The 25,669-nt window shown below is 55.9% G+C and carries 28 protein-coding genes; 21 read left to right on the top strand and 7 right to left on the bottom strand.

Annotated elements, in window-relative coordinates; genetic code table 11:
• Nucleotides 1-33 precede the first annotated feature (33 nt).
• Nucleotides 34-807, bottom strand: a complete 774-nt coding sequence (locus tag WC600_15595) for an RNA methyltransferase (GenBank protein ID MFA4904156.1) — start codon at nt 805-807, stop codon at nt 34-36.
• Nucleotides 808-973: 166 nt separating this feature from the next.
• Between WC600_15595 and WC600_15590 the strand changes: the two genes are divergently transcribed.
• Both WC600_15590 and WC600_15585 read left to right on the top strand, forming a co-directional pair.
• Nucleotides 974-1,492 (top strand): Slp family lipoprotein, encoded by a 519-nt coding sequence (locus WC600_15590; protein ID MFA4904155.1) that lies wholly within the window; start codon nt 974-976, stop codon nt 1,490-1,492.
• 68 nt (nt 1,493-1,560) lie between these two features.
• Entirely contained in the window at nt 1,561-1,902 is a 342-nt protein-coding gene (locus tag WC600_15585) for an MTH938/NDUFAF3 family protein (GenBank protein ID MFA4904154.1), read from the top strand.
• Nucleotides 1,903-2,213: 311 nt separating this feature from the next.
• On the opposite strand, the gene WC600_15580 is transcribed toward WC600_15585, so the two are convergent.
• The 5 genes from WC600_15580 to WC600_15560 form a co-directional block, all read right to left on the bottom strand.
• A complete protein-coding gene (locus WC600_15580) occupies nt 2,214-2,792 on the bottom strand; it encodes a hypothetical protein (GenBank protein ID MFA4904153.1) in 579 nt (192 codons plus the stop codon).
• A 43-nt stretch (nt 2,793-2,835) separates the two neighbouring features.
• Complete coding sequence (locus WC600_15575) at nt 2,836-3,144, bottom strand: zinc ribbon domain-containing protein (GenBank protein ID MFA4904152.1); 309 nt, start codon at nt 3,142-3,144, stop codon at nt 2,836-2,838.
• Nucleotides 3,131-3,670 (bottom strand): hypothetical protein, encoded by a 540-nt coding sequence (locus WC600_15570; GenBank protein ID MFA4904151.1) that lies wholly within the window; start codon nt 3,668-3,670, stop codon nt 3,131-3,133. The genes WC600_15575 and WC600_15570 overlap by 14 nt, the downstream gene beginning before the upstream one ends.
• A gap of 106 nt (nt 3,671-3,776) precedes the next feature.
• Nucleotides 3,777-4,112 carry a ferredoxin-thioredoxin reductase catalytic domain-containing protein gene (locus WC600_15565; protein MFA4904150.1) on the bottom strand — a complete coding sequence of 112 codons (336 nt, stop codon included), beginning with the start codon at nt 4,110-4,112 and terminating at the stop codon, nt 3,777-3,779.
• Nucleotides 4,109-4,366 carry a glutaredoxin family protein gene (locus WC600_15560; protein ID MFA4904149.1) on the bottom strand — a complete coding sequence of 86 codons (258 nt, stop codon included), beginning with the start codon at nt 4,364-4,366 and terminating at the stop codon, nt 4,109-4,111. Before WC600_15560 ends, WC600_15565 begins: the two co-directional genes overlap by 4 nt.
• 294 nt (nt 4,367-4,660) lie before the next feature.
• On the opposite strand from WC600_15560, the gene WC600_15555 reads away from it, so the two are divergent.
• The 19 genes from WC600_15555 (at nt 4,661) to WC600_15465 (ending at nt 24,544) form a co-directional block, all read left to right on the top strand.
• Complete coding sequence (locus tag WC600_15555) at nt 4,661-5,410, top strand: RNA 2'-phosphotransferase (protein ID MFA4904148.1); 750 nt, start codon at nt 4,661-4,663, stop codon at nt 5,408-5,410.
• A 149-nt stretch (nt 5,411-5,559) separates the two neighbouring features.
• On the top strand, nt 5,560-6,234 hold the full coding sequence (locus WC600_15550) for a YdcF family protein (GenBank protein ID MFA4904147.1): 675 nt from the start codon (nt 5,560-5,562) through the stop codon (nt 6,232-6,234).
• A 199-nt stretch (nt 6,235-6,433) separates the two neighbouring features.
• Nucleotides 6,434-8,281 carry an NADH-quinone oxidoreductase subunit NuoF gene (gene nuoF, locus WC600_15545; protein MFA4904146.1) on the top strand — a complete coding sequence of 616 codons (1,848 nt, stop codon included), beginning with the start codon at nt 6,434-6,436 and terminating at the stop codon, nt 8,279-8,281.
• A 60-nt stretch (nt 8,282-8,341) separates the two neighbouring features.
• A complete protein-coding gene (locus tag WC600_15540; GenBank protein ID MFA4904145.1) occupies nt 8,342-8,746 on the top strand; it encodes a heme-binding protein in 405 nt (134 codons plus the stop codon).
• A gap of 121 nt (nt 8,747-8,867) precedes the next feature.
• The gene (locus WC600_15535; protein MFA4904144.1) at nt 8,868-9,800 is read left to right on the top strand and encodes a hypothetical protein; all 933 of its coding nucleotides are present in this window, start codon (nt 8,868-8,870) and stop codon (nt 9,798-9,800) included.
• 31 nt (nt 9,801-9,831) lie between these two features.
• Nucleotides 9,832-10,188 (top strand): NADH-quinone oxidoreductase subunit A, encoded by a 357-nt coding sequence (ndhC, locus tag WC600_15530; GenBank protein MFA4904143.1) that lies wholly within the window; start codon nt 9,832-9,834, stop codon nt 10,186-10,188.
• Between the two features lie 45 nt (nt 10,189-10,233).
• Nucleotides 10,234-10,752, top strand: coding sequence for an NADH-quinone oxidoreductase subunit B family protein (locus WC600_15525; protein MFA4904142.1), 519 nt, complete (start codon nt 10,234-10,236; stop codon nt 10,750-10,752).
• Nucleotides 10,749-11,204, top strand: coding sequence for an NADH-quinone oxidoreductase subunit C (locus WC600_15520; GenBank protein MFA4904141.1), 456 nt, complete (start codon nt 10,749-10,751; stop codon nt 11,202-11,204). Before WC600_15525 ends, WC600_15520 begins: the two co-directional genes overlap by 4 nt.
• Before the next feature lie 93 nt (nt 11,205-11,297).
• A complete protein-coding gene (gene nuoD / locus WC600_15515; protein ID MFA4904140.1) occupies nt 11,298-12,500 on the top strand; it encodes an NADH dehydrogenase (quinone) subunit D in 1,203 nt (400 codons plus the stop codon).
• A gap of 39 nt (nt 12,501-12,539) precedes the next feature.
• Entirely contained in the window at nt 12,540-12,923 is a 384-nt protein-coding gene (locus WC600_15510; GenBank protein ID MFA4904139.1) for a hypothetical protein, read from the top strand.
• A gap of 134 nt (nt 12,924-13,057) precedes the next feature.
• Nucleotides 13,058-15,664: a molybdopterin-dependent oxidoreductase gene (locus WC600_15505; GenBank protein MFA4904138.1), complete on the top strand. Its 2,607-nt coding sequence runs from the start codon at nt 13,058-13,060 to the stop codon at nt 15,662-15,664.
• A 4-nt stretch (nt 15,665-15,668) separates the two neighbouring features.
• Nucleotides 15,669-16,700 carry an NADH-quinone oxidoreductase subunit NuoH gene (gene nuoH, locus WC600_15500; GenBank protein ID MFA4904137.1) on the top strand — a complete coding sequence of 344 codons (1,032 nt, stop codon included), beginning with the start codon at nt 15,669-15,671 and terminating at the stop codon, nt 16,698-16,700.
• 3 nt (nt 16,701-16,703) lie between these two features.
• Complete coding sequence (locus WC600_15495) at nt 16,704-17,135, top strand: NADH-quinone oxidoreductase subunit I (GenBank protein MFA4904136.1); 432 nt, start codon at nt 16,704-16,706, stop codon at nt 17,133-17,135.
• Between the two features lie 53 nt (nt 17,136-17,188).
• Nucleotides 17,189-17,686, top strand: a complete 498-nt coding sequence (locus tag WC600_15490) for an NADH-quinone oxidoreductase subunit J (GenBank protein ID MFA4904135.1) — start codon at nt 17,189-17,191, stop codon at nt 17,684-17,686.
• 25 nt (nt 17,687-17,711) lie between these two features.
• Complete coding sequence (gene nuoK, locus WC600_15485) at nt 17,712-18,017, top strand: NADH-quinone oxidoreductase subunit NuoK (protein ID MFA4904134.1); 306 nt, start codon at nt 17,712-17,714, stop codon at nt 18,015-18,017.
• 10 nt (nt 18,018-18,027) lie between these two features.
• Nucleotides 18,028-19,926, top strand: coding sequence for an NADH-quinone oxidoreductase subunit L (gene nuoL, locus WC600_15480; protein MFA4904133.1), 1,899 nt, complete (start codon nt 18,028-18,030; stop codon nt 19,924-19,926).
• Between the two features lie 10 nt (nt 19,927-19,936).
• Nucleotides 19,937-21,472 (top strand): NADH-quinone oxidoreductase subunit M, encoded by a 1,536-nt coding sequence (locus WC600_15475; GenBank protein MFA4904132.1) that lies wholly within the window; start codon nt 19,937-19,939, stop codon nt 21,470-21,472.
• Nucleotides 21,469-22,932, top strand: a complete 1,464-nt coding sequence (locus WC600_15470) for an NADH-quinone oxidoreductase subunit N (GenBank protein MFA4904131.1) — start codon at nt 21,469-21,471, stop codon at nt 22,930-22,932. Before WC600_15475 ends, WC600_15470 begins: the two co-directional genes overlap by 4 nt.
• 142 nt (nt 22,933-23,074) lie before the next feature.
• On the top strand, nt 23,075-24,544 hold the full coding sequence (locus WC600_15465; GenBank protein ID MFA4904130.1) for a PAS domain S-box protein: 1,470 nt from the start codon (nt 23,075-23,077) through the stop codon (nt 24,542-24,544).
• 307 nt (nt 24,545-24,851) lie between these two features.
• Here the strand turns inward: WC600_15465 and WC600_15460 are convergent, their stop codons facing one another.
• Nucleotides 24,852-25,370 carry an SH3 domain-containing protein gene (locus WC600_15460; GenBank protein ID MFA4904129.1) on the bottom strand — a complete coding sequence of 173 codons (519 nt, stop codon included), beginning with the start codon at nt 25,368-25,370 and terminating at the stop codon, nt 24,852-24,854.
• Nucleotides 25,371-25,669: the final 299 nt, after the last annotated feature.

Below are 25,669 nucleotides of genomic sequence, written 5' to 3'. Positions count from 1 at the left end.
TGTCTGTTTGCTGAAGGCATCACAAATTATTTTCTATTTCTGCATATCTTCCAACCGCTTGCCCACATACCAGTCGATCTGGCGGCAGATGCCTTTGATCACCTGGGCCTCCCCGGCCCTCAGGCCATGGCGGGAAAAGAGGCGGCGCACGTTGAACATCCAGTGCTCCGGGTTCTGGTGGCTGATGAAGTTGATCTTCACTAAGGTCTCCTGGAGCATGGTGTACATGACTTGCAACTCCTGGGAGTTGGCCAGGCGGGGGACATAATGGGGTTTGGGGCTGGCGGCGGTGAACAGTTCATAGGCCATAACCATGACGGCCTGGGCCAGATTTAAAGAGGAGCACTCGCCGGTGGGGATGGTGACCAGGGCGTGGCAGAAAGGCAGTTCCTCGTTGGTGAGGCCCCAATTTTCCGGCCCGAACAGCAGGGCGACCTCGTTTTCGGCCGAGATTGAAACCAGCCGGGAAGCCATCTCCCGGGGGGAGGCATAGTCGGTGCGCACCCCACCCAACCGGGCAGTTGTGCCCACAATATACTGGAAAGGCGCCAGGGCCGCGGCCAGGTCGTCGTGGACCTCCATGGTGTCCAGAAGACGCACCGAGGGTCCGGTGGCCATCATGGCCATGCGCTCTGCGTGCAGCTCTAAGGGCTGCACCAGCACCAGGCGGTTGATCCCCATATTGCAGGCGGCCCGGGCCACAGCGCCAATGTTCTCGGGTAGCTGGGGCCGAAACAGGACAATGGCCACCCGCTCCAGGCGCACCCGCGCTTCCGGCTCAACTTTTCTCCGTGATTCAATCATCATCCGCAGCCATTAGTTAGTTCTTATCCAGGAATATTTATCCGGTTATTATATATCAAATTAAAAGATAACTGCGGACAATCAGCAGCCAGAGCTATCCCTTGCGACGAGGATTATGATTCTTATATTTTTAGAAGAAGATGTAGCCGTACCGATAGAGAGACCTGCGATGCAGATTTTCTGGCTGATTCTGGGGTTGTTCCTGGCTCTGGCGGGCTGTGTGCCGGCCATCTCCCCTACCCTGCAGCAGGAGGCCGCTCCCCCGGTGGGGTTTGCGGAATTAACCGCGCACCCGGAGCAGTATAAAGGCCGCTTGGTCATTTTGGGTGGCCTGGTTATGAGCGTACAGCCCTGGCAGAAGGGCAGCCTTTTGGAGGTAGACCAGCGGCAGATGGATGAACGGCTCTATCCCATCGGCGCCGCCTCGGGCGGGACTTTTCTGGTGGAAAGTGATAAGTGGCTGAACTCCACATGGTATATTCCCAAGAGCAAGGTAGTGGTGGCCGGAGTAGTTGAGGGCGCGAAAGATGGTGTGCTTCTCCTCAAGGCCCGCCAGGTCAGGTATATAGAACCCCCCACTTGGGAAAAGTACTATTATCCTGTCCCCCGGGATTGGTATCCGCCGGAGTTGGAGTACTGGTACACGCCGCCCTATTGGAACCCCTACATTGACGGAGGACGCCGCTAAAGGGTTCTGGGCGCAGGACGGCAATCAAGGAAGTATTTGCAGCCTAAACCGAAGCACCAGAGGAAAGCATGCATATCGACTTCTATGAATTCGGGCTAATACGGATAGACGAGCAGACTTTTAAGAACGATGTGCTGATTTGGCCGGATCGGATTAAGAGTGACTGGTGGCGCCAAGAAGGCCACTTGCTGCAACTGGACGACGTGGCCGAGGCTTTGGCCGCAGCCCCCCAGGTGCTGGTAGTGGGCCAGGGCGATCCCGGAAACATGGCGGTAGACCCGGCCCTGGCGGCTTACCTCCGGGACCAGGGGGTGGATCTGATGGTTTTCCCCACCAAGGCAGCCTGTCAGGTCATCAACGACTTGAGCTCCAAGCGTCGCCTGGCCGCGGCATTGCACCTCACCTGTTAACGCCGCGAGACCATTCTCTTATGTCTGATTTGATAATTGATCGAACATATGCGTTCTCTGCGCCTCTGCGGTGAAAAAAATAATTAATACCAAGTTGCGCTCATACAGGTAATTTTGTTTTTGTAGGGGCGGACCTATGTGTCCGCCCTCGTGGTGGCCGCACATGCAGGTACGATCCTACAAAACCGAAGCTATTTTTACTTCTATGGACGCAACTTGGTATAACCGCAGAGGCGCAGAGATAAATATTCCAGACGCAAAAAGGGCGACCCTGTGGTCGCCCCTGATTTTTTATAAACTTTGAGTAATCTTTAGGCCAGGAGCATCTTCTCCTTGAGTCCTGCCAGCATGGGCTCGATTTGGTCCTGTAGCTGACCCATAAACCGGCGCCACTCTTCCTGAAATTGCGGCAGTTTCTCTACATCGAGGCGGGCGTTTTGGCCGTATTGGGCTTCCATGTTGCGCTGCATCTGCGCGGCGCCGGCGGTAAACCTGCCTTTAAGTTGCTGCAAGGCGTTGTTGCGAACCTGGATGTATTGTTGCAGGAGCTGCTCCAGTTCAGTCTGGAAGCGAGCCATGTCCTTTGGGTTGCCGGCCACCAGAACCAATCCTTCCAGCGCCCGGTCCTGGCGGGGGTCCACGGTATTTTCCCGAGGCAGGCCGATGTTCCGCAAAAAGACTTCTTTTACGGCCAGCCGCGCGGTAGCCTGGGCCTCAGGGGGAAGATTCTTCAGGTCCGCCGCCAAGTCCCCTTCCCCTTTAAGGAACTGGACCGCCAGGTGCCGTCCCTGTTCCTGATACTGGGCGGCCGCCATCTCCTCGCGGCTTGCCCGGCCGTAATGCTCCGCTTTTTCCAGGGCCAACTCTAAGGCACTCTTGATCTCTGCCACTATTGCTCTCTTTCTCTCCCAACCGGGAGAATCATCAGGTAGCTCACTTTATCTTAGGCGCAGGAGAGGCCTCGGTTTTGGTCGCTTCCGCAGGTTTACTGTCGCCACTGTCGCTGCAACTGCTTGCGGCCTTGGCCCCGTCGTTGTTGTCACTGGCCCCGGAGGCGGGGTTTTTACCGGCGTAGTCCGTTACATACCACCCGCTGCCCTTGAGGTGAAAGGCGCAGGAACTGATCAGTTTATGAAGACTACCGCCGCATGCCGCACATTCAGTCAGGGGAGCCTCGGAAATTTTCTGCCAGCGCTCCACTACCTGGCCGCACGCGGCACACTGATACTCATAAATTGGCATACTGCAAACCTCCTTGAAGCTTATCATCATAATATTGTATCACTGGCGGCAAATCCCGAACCGAAAGGGGCGCCAGGATCTGTTGGGTCAGGCGATGCACCCGCCGCTCCTCCTCCTGCTTGCCCTCTTCCGGGGTCTCGAAAAGCGCCAAAAACTGGCTGAACCGCACGATATGCACCAACTCGTGGGTGACGATGTAGAGCAGCAGGGGAAACAGGCGCAAGTCATGACAACATTTCAGAGTTTTAAGAATATTGTGGTCTTGCAGACAGACCCGGTAAAAATCGAAGACTGCAGACTGTAAGAGGCGGTCCTGGTGGCGCCCGTCATACTTGGCCACCATGGCCAGGGCGTGCTCCGAGATTTCTTCCGCCCGCAGGGCCTCCAGGGTCAGGATGTCGTAACGGGCCCGGCGCCAATGGCTGCCCGAGAGCTTGAAAAAGTCAGAGGTCACCTCCTCGGCGATGACCGTCGCCTCTTTCAGAAGCTCCTTTTGATGCTGGAGAAAATAATGCGCCTGGTCCATTTAACTAGATAATTTTATCATTTCGAAGCGCTTTGTCAATGTCATTAAGGACGTTTGGCATTGAGTTGTGCAGGTGTCTTTATCAGGAAAGGCGCCTTGAGCAACCTTACAGCGGGAATCTCTTTTCCAAGGGCCGCCGCTCCGGCACGTAAGCATGGGGACTGGTTTCAGCGTTCCACTCCTTGGAGACATAGAGGTTGCAATAGCAACTGCCGTATTCGGCCACATCCGGCCCCCGGTAAACACAGGGGCAGATGATGTCCCGGTCCCACTCCCGGTTGCTGGCAGCCAGCCGGCAGGGGCAGCACATATAGCCGTAGCGCTCCTTATTGGTTAAAAGCCCCTCCAAGAGTTGCCAGACCCGCGCCTTATCTTGATTGAAATAGAAGCCCTTGGGCTCCTGGGCCTTCTTCAAGATTTCATAGAGTTCCTCGACTTTCATGGAATCCCCAGAGCCTCCTTGATTTCAGCTTCGTTAAACCCGATAATGACTTTTTCGCCCGCAACCAGCGTAGGAAAAGTGCATTGAGGGTTCATTTTTTTGATTTCTTCCAGGATGGTCCGGCGTTTTTCCGGCTCCAACTGATCGACATCCACACAGTCATAGTTAATGCCGCATTGATTCAATAAATCTTTGGTATCCCGGCAATGGCTGCAGGTGCTCAAGGAATAAAGTTCCACATGGCATTGCGGCATGGCGATCTCCTTAAGTATGAGACCTCTGCACAACCCATTTTGTCATCCTGAGTGCAGCGAAGGATCTCCTATTTACTGTACTTAAGAGATGCTTCGGTCGCTGGGCTCCTCAGGCTGAAAGGTATGGGACTGTCACAGAGGTATCTTTTATTAAGCTCTGGCGCGCCCCCAAAGTTTCGCAAGAAACAGTGACGCGCCTGATAAAGTTATTTATAATATGGTCAGTCAGGGCCTTTTTGTAAAGGCCTTATAACACGGCCTAACCGAAAACTGGAAACCGAAAACCGCCTGATTATGTCACGTCTGCCGAAACAACTTGAATCCCTGGCCCGGATGCTTACCTACATCCTCTGCCACCGGCCTGACGAATTTGGCTTGGTGCTCTCCGACGATGGCTTCGTCCCCGTCAAACACCTGCTCCAGACCCTGGTGGCCGAACCCGGCTGGGGTTTCGTGCGGCGGCACCACCTGGACCAGGTGGTGGGCCTGATCTCGCCCCCGGTGTTTGAGATCGTGGCGGAACAAATCCGCTCCCTTAACCCGGAGCCGGCCAGTCTCCGCCGCCCTCCCGGAGAGCCCCCCCCTGCCCTGCTCTATGTGGCCATCCCCCCCAAGGCCCACCCCAAGGTGTGGGAAGAGGGGCTGAAAACGCCCCCGGACCGGGATCTCGTCTTGACAACCACCAAGGACGCGGCCGTGAAACTGGGGCGCCGCCGCGCTCCGCATCCCATCCTGGTCATTGTCCAGGCCCAGGCCGCGGACCGGCGCGGCCTTAAGTTTACCGGTTACGGCGAAGGCCTGTATCTGGCCCCGCCCCTGCCCCGGGACCTGCTGCAACTGCCGCCCCCGCCCCAGGCCCCCGACAAGCCCAAACCGGAAAAAATCCAGCCGCCCACCCCCGGCAGCTTTTTTTTGGACCTCCCCGGGACGTTACCGCCCGCGCCCAAACCTAAACGCGGAGGCAAGAAGGAAGAGCCCGCCTGGAAGGCCGGGACTAGAAAAGAGAGGCGAAAAGGCGAAAAGGATAAATGGCGAAAAGGTTAAAATGACTTGAGGAAAAAGGGAAAAAGGGGAAGGGCGAAGGGGGTTTTCTTTTCTGGTTCCCAAGTTGTACTTGGGAACCAAAGGTTAACCCAAGCTTCGCTTGGGGACCTTAAACATTAAGAATACTACTCCTTAATGCAAACCGAACCGTGACTCTTAAAAAGAAAAATTTTAGAAACCCTCAAGACCGCGACCAAGAAATTTCCTCTTTTCGCCTTTTCCCCTTTTCGCCTTTTCGCCCTGCTTCTTCCTCCCCCTTTCCCCCCAATCTTTCTCTTGACGGCCTCATTGTTTTGGGGGCTCGCCTCAATCCTGAAAATAAACCTGGCCGGGTGGCCCGGCTGCGCCTGGTCCATGCCCTTACCCTCTGGCATCACTGCGATTCCCGGGTTTATATGCTCCTCACCGGCGGCTGCCGGCCCGGCAGCCACTGCACTGAGGCCCGGGCCATGGCGGACTGGGCCCTGGCCTGGGCCGGCGAGCACTGGGGCGACGATATCCGGGCAGCCTTGCACCCTTGTCTGATTTTGGAGGAAGCCAGCCGCAGCACCGCAGCTTCGGCCCGGCACACCTTGCCGTTGGTACAAACGTGCGGCAGCCGCGCCGTTGGTTTGGTGACGGACTCAGTCCACATTCACCGGGCCCGGTTCCTTTTTCAGCGTCATTTCCGCCCCCATAACATCATGGTGTATCCCCTCCCCGCCCAGGGCCTGGTGCGCCACTACTGGCGCAATCGCCGCTACTTTTGGTTATCTAAGCTGGCGCTCCGGGAAGGCGGCGCCTGGCTCAAGCTCCTGGGACGCCTGGCCTGGCTGCGGCCCTAAGGCCCGCTGGAACAGAGGTGAGCTAACTTACCCAGAACCAAAGAGAAAATCGCGTGAGTTATTGCAACCTAACTTGTGCGCATAATTATCCGCCCAGAAAAAAGAAAAATTTGCTTGACACCCGTGGGGATTGATATTAAAAAGACCAGAGTCAATAAAGAAAATTTTCACAAAGAATCAACACAATGGATCTATGCTAATGGAGATTAAGACTCCCGTCAGCGCCGCGTTAAGCCCCGAGCAGATATCCGCCATCGCCGAAACCGTCAGCCGCTTCAAAGCCGTCAAGGGGGGGCTGCAGCCTGCTCTCCATACGGTTCAGGGTATTTGCGGCAACTGGTTGCCCATGGAAGCCCTGAAGCTGATTTCCGAGGGCATGGATATTCCTTATGCCTATCTCTACGGCGTCATGAGCTTTTATACGATGTTTTCGCCGACGCCCCGGGGAAAGTACATCATCCGCATGTGCGAGTCGCCCCCCTGCCACATCCTGGGGTCCGACAACCTCCTGGAAGCTCTCAAAGCCGAACTGGGCATCAAAGCCGGTGAAACCACCGGCGACGGTCTGTTCACCCTGGAGCACACCGCCTGCTTAGGCGTCTGCGAAGTCTCCCCGGCCATGCAGATCAACGAGGTGGTCTTCGGGCGGCTTACGGTCGAGCGCATCAAGAATATTATCAGCGACTATCGCGCCGGCAAGACCGTGGACTATCGGACGCTCCCCCGCACTACGAATCCCATGAGCGATTATGTCTCGAGCGGTGATGAGATGGTCCTCCTGGCCAACGTGGATCAGATCGATCCTCTGAGCCTGGACGCCTATCTCGAACGGGGCGGCTACGAGGGCTTGAAGAAGGCCCTGGCCATGACCCAGGCCGAAGTGGTGGATACGGTGAAAAACTCCGGTCTCCGTGGCCGGGGCGGCGCCGGCTTCCCCACCGGGCTGAAGTGGTCCTTTACCATGCCCAACCCCACGACCCCCAAGTACATCGTCTGCAACGCCGATGAAGGCGAGCCCGGCACCATCAAAGACCGCTATATTATGGAAGGCGATCCGCACCGGGTGCTGGAAGGCATGGCCATCGCGGGCTACGCGGTGGGCGCCACTTACGGCTACATTTACGTCCGGGGCGAATATTATCTGTCCATGTACCGGCTGAACAAGGCCATTGCCGACGCCGAAGCCAAGGGCCTCTTGGGTGATAACATCCAGGGCACCGGCTTCTCTTTCCATATTCAGGTGCAGACCGGCGGCGGCTCGTATGTCTGCGGCGAGGAAACTGCGCTCATCGAGTCCATCGAAGGCAAACGCGGCAACCCCCGCGTCAAGCCGCCTTTCCCGGGTGTGGTGGGCGTCTGGAACAAGCCCACAATCGTCAATAACGTCGAGTCCCTGGCCAGCGTACCGGGCATCGTCGTCAACGGCTCCGAGTGGTACAAGGCTAAGGGCACCGCGGACGCCGCGGGCACCAAGATCTTCCAGGTGGTGGGCCAGGTGAAGAACCCCGGCATCGTCGAAGCCAACTGTGGCATGACCGTGCGCGAGCTCATCGACAAGTACGGCGGCGGCGTCAAAGAAGGCCGGCAGTTCAAGACCTGTCAGACCGGCGGCTCTTCTTTCGGGTTCTTTAAAGACGAGCATCTGGACACCCCCATGGAATACATGGCCATGGCCAAGGCTGAAGGCGCCCTGGGTTCCGGCACCATGCTGGTGATGGACGACACCACCTGCGTCGTGGACGTGGTCAAGTCCATCCTGTATTTCTTCCAGCACGAGTCCTGCGGGTTCTGCCTGCCCTGTCGCCGGGGCACCCGGGTGCTCTACGAGCTCATCAGCAAGGTGGCCGCGGGCATTGGCACCCAAGCCGATCTGGATAGGATGATTTCGGTCTCCCAGATCATGGTGGATTCGTCCAACTGCGCTTTGGGCATGAGCCCGTACTTCTTTATTAAGACCACCATCGAGCGCTTCCGGGACGAATACAACGCCCACCTGGCGGGAAGTTGCCCGTTGGGCGTCTGCAAGGCCGAAGAGCCTTCCCATTAACAAATGATATTGTAGGGGCGGGTTTCAAACCCGCCCTCATTCGGCACTAAGGTATTTGTCATGGCGAAAAAAATAGATCTTGAAACTGCCTTGCGCCTCATCGATGCGGCCAAAGCCAAGGCCAAAGAGATCAAGGTTCCCATGAACATCGCCGTGGTGGACGAGGGCAATAACTTGGTGGCCTTTGAGCGTCAGGACGGCGCCTGGCTGGGCTCCATCAACATCGCCATGAACAAAGCCTACACCGCCCGGGCCTTCAATATGGAGACCAAAACCCTGGCCCCCTTGTGCCAGCCGGGGCAACCGCTCTACGGCATCCACGCCAGCAATGATGGCCGCCTCATTATTTTTCCCGGGGGCATCCCTCTTAAAGATGGGGACACCGTGATCGGCGCCATCGGGGTGAGCGGCGGGGCCGTGGAGCAAGACCAGGCGGTGGCTGCGGCCGGGGCTGCGGCCCTATAGATCAAAAAAACAGATAAAATGTAAGGAGGCGCTAACCATAGGGCAATTTTTTGATGCATGGATATTTTTAATTAATTGAATTTATAAATTTAATTAAGCAGCTTAATGAAGGAACTTAGCAATGGGATCAGGGAAGATTATTAGAGCCTTATTCTCTGTAGCATTATTATTGATAGGAATAGCTTTATTGTCATTTAGCTTTTGGATTAAAGAAGAAGTAACAAATAAAATAATAACGTTCTTGGGTTCGGCATCGATAGTTACAGGAGTTTTAAGTTTATTTAGAGAATTGTGCATTCTCAAAAGAGAAACCGAAGATATAGGAAATGAAATAGCCGCAAAAGTAATAGATAAGCTACCAGGAACTAAACCTGATCCTCCGGGAATGCGCCTCATAACTAGAGATAGGTTGTCAAATTATGATATTTATAATGATTGGGTGTTATCAAATGAACCTCAAGAGATTAACTGTTTTGGACGCTCAGTTCTTCACAGAATTGATCACAATTTAAGACAAGATTTTGGCGATTCGGCTGAAGAAACAATAGCAAAAAGATTATCAGAAGGCTGCAAGATTCGAATCATATTTCTTGATCCTCAAACTGAATATGTTAAGCTCATAGCTAAAGAAGAAGGAAAAGAATATGAAGCTATGATTGATTATATAGCTAAAACTATTGGTATTTGTAAACGATTATTTGAAATTATCAAAGAAGTAGAATTTGACTCAAAAGCGCAATTACGGATTAGAGTTTCTCATGAAGCGCCTTATTTTTCATATCATAAGGTAAATGAAAACGCTATAATAGGCTTCTATATCTCAGATAGTGCAATATCTTATTCTCCAGCGTATGAAGTTATAGGGAAAAATGAAGCTCAAGTCTTTGAACTTCACTTTAATAAGATTTTTCAAGATTCCACTCCACTCTTGGAACTGGTTGGACATGACGGTCCTGCTAAATTTAATATGCCTTTATATAATAAACTGTATGAATTTTTATGCTTAACATTTGATAAGGATAAACTTGATGCAATAATTAAAGGTATCAATTAATTGATTTAAAAACATTTTTAAGGTTATCCCTATGCTGATCGATTATTTACCGGTTCTGATTTACATGGTTATCGCCATCGGGCTGGTGGGCGTCATGGTGTTTTTGTCCGAAGTTCTGGGCAAAAAGAAGCATTTCCCCGCCAAGGACCTGCCGTACGAATGCGGCATGGACCCCATCGGCGACGCCCGCAGCCGCTACACGGTGCGCTTCTACGTCATCGCCATGTTCTTTATCGTGTTCGACATTGAAGCGATTTTCTTCTATCCCTGGGCGGTAATCTTCAAATCCCTGGGCTGGTTCGGGTTCGTCGAGATGCTGGTGTTCATCGGCATCCTGACGGTGGGCCTGGTGTACGTGTGGGGCAAGGGCGCCCTGGAGTGGGAATAGCATAATCCGGTAGGGCGGGCGTCCTCGCCCGCCGTGGAGCGTTACATGGGTATTGAAGAACATCTTGGCTATAACGTCTTGACCACCACCCTGGAGAAGCTGGTGGACTGGGGCCGGAAGAACTCCCTGTGGCCCGCCACCTTCGGCCTGGCCTGCTGCGCCATCGAGATGATCTGCACCGCGGCCAATCGCTGGGACATCGCCCGCTTCGGCATGGAAGCCTTTAGGGCCAGCCCCCGCCAGGCGGACGTGATCATCATCGCCGGCACCGTGTGCAAAAAGATGATGCCGGCCATCCAGCGGGTCTATGACCAGATGAGCGAACCCAAGTGGGTCATCGCCATGGGCGCCTGCGCCACCTCCGGCGGGATTTTCGACTCCTATGCCGTGGTCCAGGGCATCGACACCTACCTGCCGGTGGATGTCTACGTGCCCGGCTGCCCGCCCCGGCCGGAAGGTTTATTATATGGGATTTTGAAGCTCCATGAGACCATCTTAAAAGATCCCTTCCTGACCAAGCAGTACAAGGAACGCCTGCAGCTCCGGCGGGAGGAGGCGGCATGAAACAGGCCCTCGCCTTGCTCGAAGAAAAGTTTGCCGACGAAGTGGTGGAAGTGGTGGAGTTTCGCGGCGATACCACCGTCATCGTCAAGCCCGAGAAGATCGTAGAGATCTGCACCGCGCTCAAAGATGGTCATGACACCGGCTGCAAGTATCTCTCCATGATTGCGGGCATGGATTACTCGCCCGATAGCCCCCGGTTCGGCGTGGTCTATAACCTTTATAGCCACAAACACCACAGCCGCATCACCTTAAAGACGCGGCTGGCGGATGATCAGGCCCCGTCCATCGCTTCCGTCGCCGCAGTATGGTCCACGGCCAACTGGCACGAGCGCGAGATTTACGACATGATGGGCATACGCTTCAAAGGCCATCCGGACCTGCGGCGCATCCTCATGCCCGGAGACTGGGTGGGCCATCCCCAGCGCAAAGATTATCCCTTACGGGGAATGTAATTAGGCGAACTGTTGCCGCAGGCCGTCCGCCTGCGCCGATTTAGAGCATATAACTTACGCGGGCTAAAAACCTGCGGCCATGCGGGAAGTCATATGAACCCAGCTGAACCCATGAAACGCACCGAAACCATGCTGCTGAACGTGGGTCCGTCACACCCCAGCACCCACGGGGTCCTTCGGGTCCTGGTGGAGCTGGACGGCGAGCTCATTGTCAGCGCCGACCCGGACATCGGTTACCTCCACCGCGGCATCGAGAAGATGTGCGAGTACCGCACTTACCACAAGTGCCTGCCCCTGATGAACCGGATTGACTACCTGGCCGGCGAGGTCAACAACTTCGGCTTCTGCCTGGCGGTGGAAAAGCTCCTGGACGTCGAGGTTCCCAAACGGGCCCAGTATATCCGGATAATGATCGCGGAATTAACCCGGATCGCCTCCCACCTCTTCTGGCTGGGCACCCATGGCCACGACTTAGGCGCCATGACCCCGTTGTTCTACGCCTTCAGGGAGCGGGAAAAGATCATGGACCTGTGCGAAATGGCCTCAGGCGCCCGCATGTTTCCGCTCTATTTCCGGATCGGCGGCCTGGCCGCTGACTTACCCGAGGGCTTCATCCCGGCGGCTATGGAGTTCGTCAAGTCCTTCCCCAAGCTCTGGCAGGACTACGACAACCTCCTGACCAAAAACGTCATCTGGCATCAGCGCACCATGGACGTGGGCACCATGAGCGCCGCAGACGCGCTGGACTGGGGTTGGTCCGGTCCCATGGCCCGGGGCTCCGGAATTGATTGGGATCTGCGCCGGGATAACCCGTACTCCAGCTATGACGAATTCGAGTTCGAGGTCCCCCTGGGAACTCAAAAGGGCGACACCTACTCCCGGTATATGGTGCGGATGCAGGAGATGCTCCAGGCCAACCGTATCGTTGAGCAGGCCCTGAAAAAGATCGCCCAGACTGAGCCCGGCGACATCAAGTGTGCCGACCCCAGGGTGTCTCTGCCGCCCAAAGAAAAGGTCTACACCGACATCGCCAGCCTGATCAACCATTTTAAATTGATCCAGGAAGGCATCACGCCGCCCAAGGGTGAAGTCTACCAGTGCATCGAGGCCCCTAAAGGCGAAATGGGCTTCTACATCGTCAGCGACGGCGGGCCTAAGCCTTTCCGGATCAAGGTCAGGACCCCTTCCTTTGTGGTGCTGGCCTCCCTGGATAAGCTATGCCAGGGCAGACTGCTGTCGGATATGATCGCGATGATCGGCACCATGGACATCGTCCTGGCGGACGTGGATAGGTAGGGCGGGCGTCCCGCTTGCCACTTTAAACTTGGGTAAATTATGGCGACCCGCAACGGTAAAATTGTCCTGGGATTGACGCTGGTCCTCCTGATGGCCGGTGTGGGGGCTGTTTTTGCTCAAGCCACCAAGACTTTTACCGGCAAAATCACGGAGATCGCCAAGGGGACCGAGCTGGACGTCAACAAGAAGGATATTTTTTATGTAGTGCGGCTGGATGAACACCCCAATATCCAGTTTCGCCTTTCCCTTGAAGATGCAAAGAGGTTCGAGGTGATCGGGCCGACCGGAGCCACCGCAGTGTTGTCCCCCAAGATGAGCACGGGCCTGGGGTGGAAAGTAAAGCTGACCTGCGACGCCAATAAGACCGGGCCGCTCAAGTCCCCGATTTATAAGGTAATCTCTCTAGAGAGGCTTGACACTTAGGCAACTGTAAGCGGGCAGTTGCCCGCCAATACATATAACAAAGGATGGGCGTGCCCACCCTACATTAAAAGCTGAATGCTGATAGCTGAAAGCTGACAGCTTCAAGCCCAACGCAGTTAACACGGGATTGAACTATGGTAAATCTGACCATCGACGGCCGAGCCATCCAGGCAGAACCGGGTAAGACCGTTCTGGAAGTGGCCAAAGAGAACGGGATTTTCATCCCCTTCCTCTGCTATCACCCGGCGTTGAAACCCATCGGCTCTTGCCGCATCTGCGTGGTGGAGATCAAGCCCGGGCCGCCACGGCCTCTGCCGGCCTGCGCCACCACCGTGAACGAAGGCATGGAGGTGGTGACCAACTCGCCAAAGCTTTTGGCCTTGCGCCAGGAATTGATGAAGCTGGTGCTTATCAACCATGCCCTGGAATGCCCCATCTGCGACAAGGGCGGGGAATGCGAGCTTCAGGATTTGACCCATGCCCTGGGCGTGCCCACGGTGGACCTGGACGCGGTCAAACTTGATCCCAATCCGGACTACGTCTCCCAACTGGTTGAGCGCCACCCCGACCGCTGCGTCACCTGCGGCCGCTGCGTGCGCATCTGCCGGGACCGGGTCGGGGCCATGGCTATCAACTTCACGCTGCGGGGCTACTTCACCGAACTGGCCAGCGGCGCCCAGCCCCTGGACTGCGAGTTCTGCGGCTCCTGCATCGACATCTGCCCGGTTGGCGCCCTGATCAACAAACAGTTCAAGTACCGCTCCCGGTCCTGGGAAGTTGCCAAAACCGAGATCGCTTGCCCCTTCTGCGGCGGCGGCTGCACCTACCAGGTACACACCAAAGACGGCAAGATCATGCGGGTCTTGAATGAAGACAGCGTGCTGCTCTGCGGCCGGGGCCGCTTCGGCTGGCCGGTGGTGGAAGCGCCGGACCGTTTGAAGACCCCGCTCATCCGGGAGAACGGCAACTTCAGGGAAGCCTCCTGGGACGAAGCCCTGGACTTGGTGGCCGCCAAGTTAAAAGAGACGGTGGAGGCCGGCGGCGCCAAGGCGGTTTACGGCGTCGGTTCGCCCCGGGCCACCAACGAAGCGAATTTTACCTTCCAGAAATTCTTCCGGCAGGGCCTCGCCACCAACCAACTGGACAACCCGGGCCGTTATAACTATGTCCGGGCCATCAAGGCCTTATCCGAGGTCTTTGGCCTGCCCAACGTCGAAGGAATCGAAGTCAGCAGCGCTTTGAAGCCGCCCTTCAACTCAACCTTCGATGTGAAGGAAGAGGCCACCGGCAGCGGCTTCCCCTTTGTCCTGGGGAAACTGGAGGATCTCGCCAAGGCCGACGTGGTCCTGGTGGTGGACACCGACGTCACCCCGGAAATGCCGCCCCTGGGCTGGCAGCTCATGGAAGCCAAAGAGCGGGAGAACTTCCGGCTAATAATGGCCAATCCCCGCAAGACCAAGTTCGACCGCTACGCCAGCCTGTCTCTGCGCTATAAGCCCGGGAGCGAACGCATTCTCATCGCCGGCCTGATAAAATTCTTCCTGGCGGATAACCCCGACTGGTCCCCGGCCATAAAGGCCAAAGGCCTCGACGAGTTCAAAGAGAGCATCAAACTCACCCCCAAAGAAATCACCACCAAGACCGGGGTGGAGGAAAGCGTCCTCAAAGAAGTCGCGGCCCTGTTGGCCCAGGCCCAGGCCCCGGCTATCATCTTCGGCACCGAACTGCTCGCCCAGGATAAGGGCCAACAAAACGCCCTGGCCCTGGCCGATCTGTTCCTGCTGGTGGGGAAACCCGAAACACCCGGTTCCGCTCTGTACCCCATAGCCGAGAAGAACAACTCCCGGGGCGTCAGCGAAGTGGGCGTCCTGCCGGACATGGGTCCCGGCTATGTTCCGGTTGAAGGTCACGAGCCCGGCGCCACCCTTGAAGAGGTCCTGGACCTCCTGGAGAAAGACGACCCCGCCGCTCCCAAAGCCTTGTACCTCTTGGGCGGCGACCTGCTCCGCTCTCTTCCCCATAAGAGCCGGGTGGAAAAGCTCCTGAAGAAGGTGCCGTTCATCGTTGTGCAAGACGCCTTCCTGACGGAGACCGCCAAGCTGGCCCAGGTGGTCCTTCCGGTGGCGGTGCATGCCGAGCAGGACGGGACCTTTATCAGCAGCACCGGTCAGTTGGGTCTGATCAGCCAGGCCTTGCCCGTGAACGGCGTGCGGCCCGACTGGCAGATCATCAGCCAGGTTGCAGTCAGGATGGGGTTTGCCGGCCTCAAGTACACCAGCCCCAAGGAAATCTTCAAGGAATTGGCCAAGAAGATGCCCCTGTGGGCAGGCGTTGCACCCAAGCTGAGTACGCCGTGTCCCAAGATCAAGGCGAGCTTGAGCGGCACCTTCGTGCCCTTCGAGGTGGACTTGAGCCTGCCCGGCCGTCGGCCTTACACCCTGATCGTCGGCAAATCCTTGCAGCACTCCGGGTCGTTTACCACCCATCACCCCTGCGGCACCATGGTCGTCACCAAAGCGGCGCTCTTGAAGATGAGTCCCGAAGACGCCCAAAGCCTGGGGTTGGCCGCAGGTGACGCCGCCAAGGTCATTTCCTCCCACGGGGAAATCACGGTGCCGGTAAAACTGACCAACGAGATGCCTGCGGGTGTGGTGTTTCTGCCGGAGCATTTCGCCGCCCCGGCAGCCAACGATTTAACCTTAAACTCCAACCTGGTGCGCGTGACCATCCAAAAGGGTTGAGAATATGAATCTGCCCCTCTTAATACTGATCAGCGTCCTAAAGATCGCCGTGGTGATGGGGGTCCTGCTTACCTGCGTAGCCTACACGGTACTCCTGGAACGCAAGGTCCTGGGTTTCATCCAACTGCGGTACGGCCCCAACCGGGTAGGCCCCTGGGGCTTGTTTCAGCCTCTGGCTGACGTTCTCAAGCTCATGTTCAAAGAGGACTTCACGCCGCCGGGAGCCAACAAGGTCCTGTTTATCCTGGCGCCGGTCCTCACGGCCGGGGCAGCGCTCCTGCCCTTTGCGGTCATCCCCTTCGCCGGCGAAATCCTGCCCCCGGAGATCACCCTTTACGGCTACAAGATCGACCTGACCGTGGCCCACTTGAATCAGGGCGTGATCGCCGACACCAACATCGGCCTGCTCTACATCTTCGCGGTGGCATCTCTCGGGGTGTATGGCGCGATCCTCGGCGGCTGGGCCTCCAACAACAAGTATTCCTTGTTGGGCGCGCTTCGTCTCTGCGCCCAGATGGTCAGCTACGAGTTGGCCATGGGGCTTTCCGTCGTCGGCGTGATCATGCTGGCCGGGTCTTTAAGTACCGTCAAGATCGTCGAGGCCCAGAAGTGCATCCCCTTCGTGGTTTACCAGCCCCTGGGCTTTGTGGTCTTCATCATTGCGGCCCTGGCGGAATGCGGCCGGACGCCCTTCGACCTCATCGAGTGCGAAAACGAGTTGGTGGCCGGCTACCAGACCGAATACAGCTCCATGAAGTGGGCCCTGTTCATGATGGGGGAATATATCCACATTATCGTGGCTTCGGCCCTGGCCGTCACCCTGTTCTTAGGCGGCTGGCAGGGACCGGTGCTGCCCCCCGTTATTTGGTTTATGGGCAAAACCTTTGCCCTGGTCTTCTTCTTCATCTGGGTAAGAGGCACCTTTCCCCGGTTCCGTTTTGATCAGCTCATGCAGTTGGGCTGGAAGGTTCTGTTACCCCTGGGCCTGGTGAACATTATGCTCACCGGGGCAGTAATCTTATTTATCAAGGGTTAATCCATGATTATTCCTTTGCTCAAAGGGTTGGCGACCACCTTACGAATGGTCTTCTCCAAACCCATTACCCTGCAGTATCCGGAAGAGAAACGACAGGTCTCTCCCCGTTGGCGGGGCCATCCGGAACTTACCATCAACGAGGACGGCACCCGGCGGTGCGTGGCCTGCACCCTGTGTATGGTGGTTTGCCCCTCTGGCGCCATCAAGGGCATTGTCCCTGACGAAGGCTCGGAACACGAGAAGTACCCCATAGCCTTCACCATCGACCTGCAGCGCTGCATCTTCTGCGGTTTCTGCCAGGAGGCTTGTCCCAAGGGCGCTATCAAGTTGAATAACCTGTACGAACTGGCCCAATACGACAAACAGGTGCTCATTCTCGACATCGAGCATGCAACCCAGAGCAAGCCGCAACTGCGCTTGGGGGATTGGCTATGATTTTTTGCAGCCTTACACCCCATGCGGTGCGGCAGGAATAGGAGGCCCGAGGGATGCAGATTCTCTTTTTCATCCTGGGCGCCATGGCCCTGGTTTCCGGCGGTCTGGTGGTCTTTCAGAAGCACCCCTTGCGGAGCGCCCTCTGGCTCATCGTGAATTTCTTTGCGGTGGCTGGCATCTACCTGTTGGCCCACGCCGAGTTCATCGCGGCCATTCAGGTGATCGTCTACGCCGGTGCCATCATGGTGCTGTTCCTGTTTGTCATCATGCTCCTGAATATCCGGCAGCCGGAAGACTCCCCCAAGATTCCCTTTATCGGGCAGAAACTGGTGGGCACTGTTCTGGCCGGCTTCACCGGGCTGATCCTGATTTACGCCGTAAATCGGTCGGCGTTGACGGCAGGCAAGGAAATGGCCCCGGGCCTGGGCAACACCGAATCCATTGCCCGGAGCCTGTTTACTGACTATCTACTGCCCTTCGAGGTCACCTCCGTCCTGCTCCTCGTGGCCATCGTGGGCGCCGTAGTCTTGGCTAAGAGCAAGTTAAAGTGATACGTACAAAAACCGGAGAGCTTTTATGGTAGTCCCTGTCTCCTATTTCCTGGCCTTGAGCGTGGCCCTGTTTGCCCTGGGGGTGATCGGGGTCCTGATCCGGCGCAACGCCCTGGTCATCTTCATGAGCATTGAAATGATGCTCAACTCCGTCAATCTGGCCTTTATCGGCTTTGCCGACTATTTCAAAGCGGTGGATGGCCAGATGTTCGTATTCTTTGTCCTGACCGTGGCTGCGGCGGAAGTGGCAGTGGGCTTGGCCCTGATCGTCGCCATCTTCCGCAACAAGGGCACCGTTTACGTAGATAATCTCAACATCCTCAAGTGGTGAGGCGAACCCCATGATGGATTATGTTTGGCTGATACCTCTCTTTCCCCTCATCGGCTTTCTCATTAACGGCCTGGTGGGTAAGAGTTTGCCCAAGGGAGTGGTGGGTGCCATCGGGTCTGCGGCTGTGGGCCTGAGTTTCCTGGTCACCGTGGCGATCTTCCTGGAATTCTTGAAGCTCCCGGCGGATGCCCGTTCGGTAGAAAAGGTAGTCTACACCTGGATTTCCTCAGGTCCCTTCAAGGTCTCGGTGGCCTACCTTATCGACCCTCTCTCCCTCATTATGCTGCTGGTGGTCTCAGGCGTTAGCACCCTGATCCACATCTACTCCATCGGCTACATGGCGGATGACGAGGGCTTTTATCGTTACTTCGCATACCTTAACCTCTTCGTCTTCGCCATGCTCACCCTGGTGAGCGCCAACAACTTCCTCTTGATGTTTGTGGGCTGGGAAGGCGTGGGACTCTGCTCTTATCTGCTCATCGGGTTCTGGTATGAGAAAAAGTCGGCTTCCGATGCGGGCAAGAAAGCCTTTGTGGTCAACCGGATCGGTGACTTCGGGTTCCTGCTGGGGGTCTTCCTGATCTTCTGGACCTTCGGCTCCTTGGACTTCAAGGAAGTCTTTCCCCTGGCCGCCAAGTTCCCCATGGGCTCCGGCGTCCTCACCGCCATCACCCTGTTTCTCTTCCTGGGAGCCACCGGTAAATCGGCCCAGATTCCCTTATATACCTGGCTGCCCGACGCCATGGAAGGTCCCACCCCGGTGTCCGCCTTGATCCATGCGGCCACCATGGTCACCGCCGGCGTCTTCATGGTAGCCCGGTGCAGCACCCTGTTTGTGCTGGCGCCCATCTCCTTAACGGTAGTGGCGGGAGTCGGGGCGTTGACCGCCATTTATGCCGCCACCATCGGCATAACCCAATTTGACATCAAGCGCGTCCTGGCTTACTCGACGGTAAGCCAATTGGGGTATATGTTCCTGGCCTGTGGCGTGGGGGCCTTTACCTCCGGCATCTTCCACCTCATGACCCACGCCTTCTTTAAAGCTCTCCTCTTCTTGGGCTCCGGCTCCGTCATCCACGGTATGCACGGCGAACAAGACATGCGCAAAATGGGCGGCTTGAAAAAATATATGCCCATTACTTACTGGACCTTCTTCCTGGCGACCCTGGCCATTGCGGGCATATTCCCCTTTGCCGGGTTCTTCAGTAAGGACGAAATCCTCTTCCACTCCCTGGTGAGCGGCCACTATATCTTCTGGGGGATTGCCACCGTCGCGGCCTTCATCACCGCGTTCTACATGTTCCGCGCGGTGTTCATGACCTTCCACGGCGAGGAAAAGTTCGATCATCACCATGTGCATCCTCATGAGTCGCCGTCGCTGATGACGGTGCCTCTGATGACCTTGGCGGGTTTGAGCGTGGTGGGCGGCCTGGTGGGCTTCCCCATCATCGAAGGCGCCAATAAGTTCAAGGAATTTTTGGCGCCCTCCATCACTCCCCTGGTGCATGAAGTGCATGCCCCGGCCTGGTTCGAAATCACCATGATGATCTTCTCCATGGCGGTGGCCGCGTCCGGCATTTACATGGCCTACAAGTTTTACATGAAGCGGCTCGATCTGCCCGAGAAAGTGGTGGAGAAAATCCCGGTCGTCTACGACCTGGTGTACCACAAGTACTATATGGACGAAATTTATGACGCCACAGTGGTGGAGCCCCTCAAGAACGGCTCCGAGTTCCTGTGGCACGGCGTTGATGAAAACGTCATTGACGGCGCAATCAACGGCAGCGCCACAACCGTCGGTTGGCTGAGCAACAACCTCCGCAAGCTGGAGACCGGGTATGTGCAACAATATGCCCTGGCCATCTTAGTCGGCGTGGTGCTCGTCACCGGTTACCTCATCGGGCGTTAGGGGGGGCTCAATGCAACTACCAATCCTCTCCATTCTGGTCTTCCTCCCCATCGTGGGGATAGGGATCCTGGTCATCTTAAACCGGAAGCGCCACAAGGCGCTGAAGGTTGCCACCATGGCTATTTCGGTGGTCGAGTTTCTGGTCTCCCTACCCCTCTGGTTTGACTTCAACAGCCAGACTGCGGCCATGCAGTTCGTGGAGCACTACGATTGGCTGCCGGCCTACGGCGTCAGTTACTATGTCGGGATAGACGGCTTTTCACTCTTGCTCATCATGCTCACCACCTTCCTGACCCCGCTCTGCGTACTGGCCACCTGGGAAGACATCAACGTCCGGGTCAAGGAATTCATGGTGTGCCTGCTGGCCTTGATGAGCGGCATGATCGGCGTCTTCGTCTCTTTAGACCTCTTCCTGTTCTACGTCTTCTGGGAAGTGATGCTCATCCCCATGTATCTGCTCATCGGCGTCTGGGGCAATCCGGCCCGCCGGGTCTATGCGGCCGTCAAGTTCTTTTTGTTCACCATGTTCGGGTCGTTACTGATGTTGGTGGCCATTTTGGTCCTCTACTTCCACTACGGCAAGACCACCGGCACCTATACCTTCGATCTGATCAAGCTCTACGGTGCTGGCCTGCCCTTTAACATGCAGTTCTGGATGTTTTTGGCCTTCGGTTTGGCCTTCGCCATCAAGGTGCCCATGTTCCCCTTCCATACCTGGTTGCCGGATGCGCACACCGAAGCCCCAACCGTAGGTTCGGTCATCCTGGCTGCAGTGCTCTTGAAAATGGGAACGTACGGCTTCCTGCGCTTCAACATGCCGCTGTTCCCCGAGGCGGCCCATTACTTCGTGCCCCTATTCAGTATCCTAGCGGTCATCGGCATCGTCTACGGCGCCCTGGTCTCCATGGTGCAGAAAGACTTAAAGCGCTTGATCGCCTTCTCGTCGGTGAGCCATCTGGGCTTCGTCATGCTGGGCCTGTTCACTTTCAACATGCCGGGGGTCCAGGGCGGTATCATTCAGATGATCAACCACGGGCTCTCCACAGGCGCCCTCTTCTTGATTGTCGGCGTGATTTACGAACGCCGCCACACCCGCCTGATCTCCGAGTTCGGCGGTATCTGCACCCCCATGCCGATCTATGCCATCATATTTATGATCGTGACCCTGTCCTCCATCGGGTTGCCGGGCTTAAACGGCTTCGTGGGTGAGTTCCTCATCCTCCTGGGGGCCTTCAAGGCCAACATGTGGTATGCCACCATAGCCGCTACCGGCGTCATATTTGCGGCCTGTTACATGCTGTGGATGTTCCAGCGCGTGATATTCGGCAAAGTGGAAAACCCGAAAAATAAGGACCTGAAAGACCTGTCTTGGCGGGAGATCGCCATCTTTGCGCCCCTGATCCTCTTTATTATCTGGATCGGGGTCTATCCCAGTACCTTTTTAGATAAGACCAAGGCGTCGACGGAGAACTTCGTGGCTATGATGGCAAAGGCCAAATCCACACAGGTTTCCCAACTCCAAGTGTTTAAGGGGGAGGCGAAATGAACCTCACCATACCCGTCTTCCAACTGAGCAGCATCGGGCCATGGTTGACCCTCACCGTGACCGCCATCCTGATCCTGGTGCTGGATGCTCTCTCCCCCAAAGGCGGGAAGAAGGCCTGTTTTTCCTGGCTCGCTCTGGTGGGCCTGGTGGTGGCCGCCTTGCAGACCATCGGTCTCTGGGGCAAAACCGGCACCGATTTCGCCGGCATGGTCTACTTGGACAACTTTTCTTGCTTCTTTTATATGATCTTTCTTCTGGGCGCGGCGTTGACGATCCTCATTTCCCGGCAGTACCTGGAAGACTACGGCAAGAATCTGGGTGAGTACTACGCCCTCATCCTCTTTGCCACCATGGGCATGATGCTCATGGCCGCGGGCGCCCATCTCATCATGATCTTTCTGGGCTTGGAGGTCATGTCCATCGCGGTCTACGTCCTGGCCGGCCTTTTCCGTGAGGATGTGCGCTCCAACGAGGCTTCGCTGAAATACCTCATCCTGGGGTCCTTTTCCAGCGCCTTCCTGCTCTTCGGTATGGCCATGCTCTACGGCGCCGCGGGCGGCACGCTGTTCTTAAGCGAACTGCCCCAGCGCCTGGCCCTGGAGACCGCCAGCCATCCCTTGATTTTCGCGGGCATCGGTCTGTTGCTGGTGGGCTTCGGCTTCAAGGTGGCTTCGGCCCCCTTCCACATGTGGACCCCGGACGTCTATGAAGGCGCGCCCACGTGCGTGACCGCGTTCATGGCCGTAGCCGTCAAGGCCGCCGCGTTCGCGGCGTTTGCCCGGGTCTTCTTCGTGGCCTTCGGAGCCTTCCAGGTTGACTGGACCATGCTCCTGTGGGTCCTGGCCGTGGCGACCATGACCATCGGTAACATCACCGCCATCGCCCAGACCAATATCAAACGTATGCTGGCCTACTCCTCCATCGCCCACGCCGGTTATCTGCTGGTGGCCCTGGTCGCCGCCAACGAGTTGGGCGCGGTGAGCCTGCTCTACTATCTGCTCGCCTATACCCTGATGAACCTGGGAGCCTTCGGCGTGGTGATCCTGGTGGGTAGGAAAAAAGATAGCTACCTTAACATCTACGACTACTCCGGCTTGGCCGCACAACACCCGGTCCTGGCCGCTTCCATGGCCCTGTTCATGTTCGCCTTGGCGGGGATTCCCCCCACCGCGGGCTTCGTGGGCAAGTTCTATATCTTCTCCGCGGCCATCAAGGCCGGGTACATCTGGCTGGCCATCATCGGCGTCATGAACTCCCTGGTATCGGTCTACTACTATCTGCGCATCACCGTGCTCATGTACATGAAGCCGGCCGAAGCCGACTTGGGCCCCGTAAGCTTCTCCCCGGCCCAGACCGCCGTGGTGGCCGTCACCGCCGCCGGCGTTCTCCTCATCGGCATCTTCCCGGGCTTCCTCTACAACCTGGCAGTCAATTCCGTCAAAATATTTCCCGGCTTATAGTAGTAAGGGGAGCTGAAGCAGCCAAACTTCAGCTCCCTTCCTTCTCCTTCTCCCTCTCCAGTTCCATCTCCAGTTGAAGCAGTGACATTCGGCGATAAATCTTGTACATTTGTAGATATACTATCTAATATATGGGAGTTTTATGGTCGTCGTTCATCACAGTCTCTTGGAGATCATTAATTTTTTACCCGACGCCACCTTTGTCATAGACGAGGAAGGAAAAGTACTGGCCTGGAATAAAGCCATTGAAACCATGACCGGCGTTAAGGCCGGTGACGTGGTGGGAAAAGCGGAATACGAATACGCCCTCCCCTTTTATGGGACCAAGCAGCCTATCTTAGTCGACCTGGTTCTCAATCCAGACCATGCCGTAAACGCCCGCTACTCTTTCATAGAAAATGAAGACGGCACCTTGGTGGCAGAGGTCTACACACCCAGTCTCAAACCCGGAGGCGCCTATCTCTGGGCTAAAGCCGCACCGCTGTTTGATGATGCGGGTGAGATTGTTGGGGCCATTGAAACCATCCGGGACATTACTGACCAAAAAATCGCCCAGGCAAATCTCCAGGAGCAGCTTTATTTTTTGCAGGTTATCCTGGACGCCATTCCCACACCCATCTTCTACAAAGATAGCAACGGAAGCTATATGGGGTGTAATTCCGCCCTGGAAAAATGCCTCGGATTAACCAAACAACAGATAATAGGCAAAAATGTTCATGAGATCGCGCCCAGTGATTGGACGGCAAGATATGCCAGGGCGGACCAGGAATTATTCCAGCACCAGGGCACCCAGACTTATGAGAGTTCGGTGATCTACGCTGATGGCATCAAACGGGATGTCCTCTTTAATAAGGCGGCCTTTTTGAAACCAGACGGGAATCTGGGCGGCCTCGTGGGCACGGTCTTAAACATCACGGAACTCAAACAGGTGGAGAAGGCCTTGAGGGAATCGGAAAGAAAATTGCGCTTTCTGTCTTCCCAGCTCTTAACCCTCCATGAACAGGAACGCCGACGGCTTTCCCGAGAATTGCATGATGAGCTGGGGCAGACCCTCAATGTGCTCAAGATGCAGATCGGGTATATAAAGAAGAAAATGCGGGGGGACCAGAAGGACCTGCAGGTAGACTGCGAATATTGCATGGACTACATTGATGAAGTCATTGAAACTGTGCGCCGTATTTCCAAGGATCTCACCCCTGCCATCCTGGTGGATGTTGGCCTGGGCCTCACCCTGAAATATCTATGCGAGGAGTTCCAGAGAAACCATGGGATTGAGTGTTTTTGCGATATCACCAACCTCGACCATTTGTTCCCCTCGGATTCCCAAATCCTTATTTACCGGATTTTTCAGGAATCACTCAATAATATCGTCAAGTATGCCCAAGCCACCCAGGTCCACTTGACCATTCGCAAAGAGAACAAGGGCTTACGCTTCAGCATTGAAGACAACGGCAAGGGCTTCGATGCCGATCAAGTACTAGCCGCTCCATCGGCCTCAAAAGGAATGGGGCTGGTCGCCATGGACGAACGTATCCGTATGTTGGGGGGGGCACTGGAAGTCCGGAGCCAAAAAGGGCTAGGGACAAAGATTAGCTTTTATCTAAAGATCTGATGGATGGGGAATCCTTGATGCTCTTCACCTCTTTAATGGCGCCCAACAGTTCCTCTTTGTTCATGCCCTAGACGCCGCTGATCTCCATATCGAAAAGCCATTATTTTTTGGGTCCGCACATACAGCGAAGATCTTGCCGCCAGCAAAATTTATTAGAAATTCAAAGAGTTGCGGATATGAATTGAATACCTGGCGTGGTCATTTGTGGCGTGTATAGCTTCGGCTATTTGTGAGGCGCAGGATAGCCCAAATTTCCAACAAGATGTATCTTAGCCTGCAAATCCAGGATGTTGACTCATGCCTCCTCCTACATGACCCGGGGGAGTGGAGATAAAGGTTCCTGCGTCTTGGGCTCGGCTTCCCCTTCTTTCCCCGCCGCTACAGGGGGCTGGGTGGCTTTGGGATGTTTTGCCTTCTTGAGTTTTTTCTTGGTGAGTTTTTGACCTTTCACGAGTTGCGGGGCGAGATAGCGTGAGCCTACATACCCTATGGTACCATCCTTTTTTACCTTGACCTGCGTCCAATCCCCGATCTCCCCCATCTTTTCCACTTCTGTATTGAATTCCAGGGTGGAGGTTTTGGGGCAATCTGTACCAGGACAGGCCCGCAAACTAAGCTGGTTAATGGTCACATAAAAAGTGGGGCGCACCGTCCGGGGTAGCGGCGCCGCCGACGCCAGTGGCGGCGGCAACGGTGGCGCTCTATTTACCCGTGGCTGACAGCCCATTAGGCAGATGACCATCCCCAAGGCGCAGATCCAGGCGCCATGGCGCCCCAAGCCAATAAAGCGGCCGGTGCCGGAACCGATGGCCGCGCTGCTAAACATGATTTCCACACAGGACATGCATAATGATAAAAAAGGGATGGATAAGAACCAATAACCGAAACGACCATTCTCCATAGTCAGAATAGTCATTAATCAGTTGAATTCTTATAACTTCAATGATTCTCGTGGATTGAGTCGGCGGGGAAAATACCTGGAAAACTTCTTCAGACGGCTAATACCAAGTTGCGCTCATACAGGTAATTTTGTTTTTGTAGGGGCGGACCTATGTGTCCGCCCTCATGGTGGCCGCACATGCAGGTACGATCCTACAAAACCGAAGCTATTTTTACTTCTATGGA

Source organism: Desulfobaccales bacterium, from assembly GCA_041648175.1.
Classification (GTDB): Bacteria; Desulfobacterota; Desulfobaccia; order Desulfobaccales; family 0-14-0-80-60-11; genus 0-14-0-80-60-11.
The sequence above is the reverse complement of the archived record's forward strand: the minus strand, read 5'-3'. Positions and strand labels throughout refer to the sequence as shown.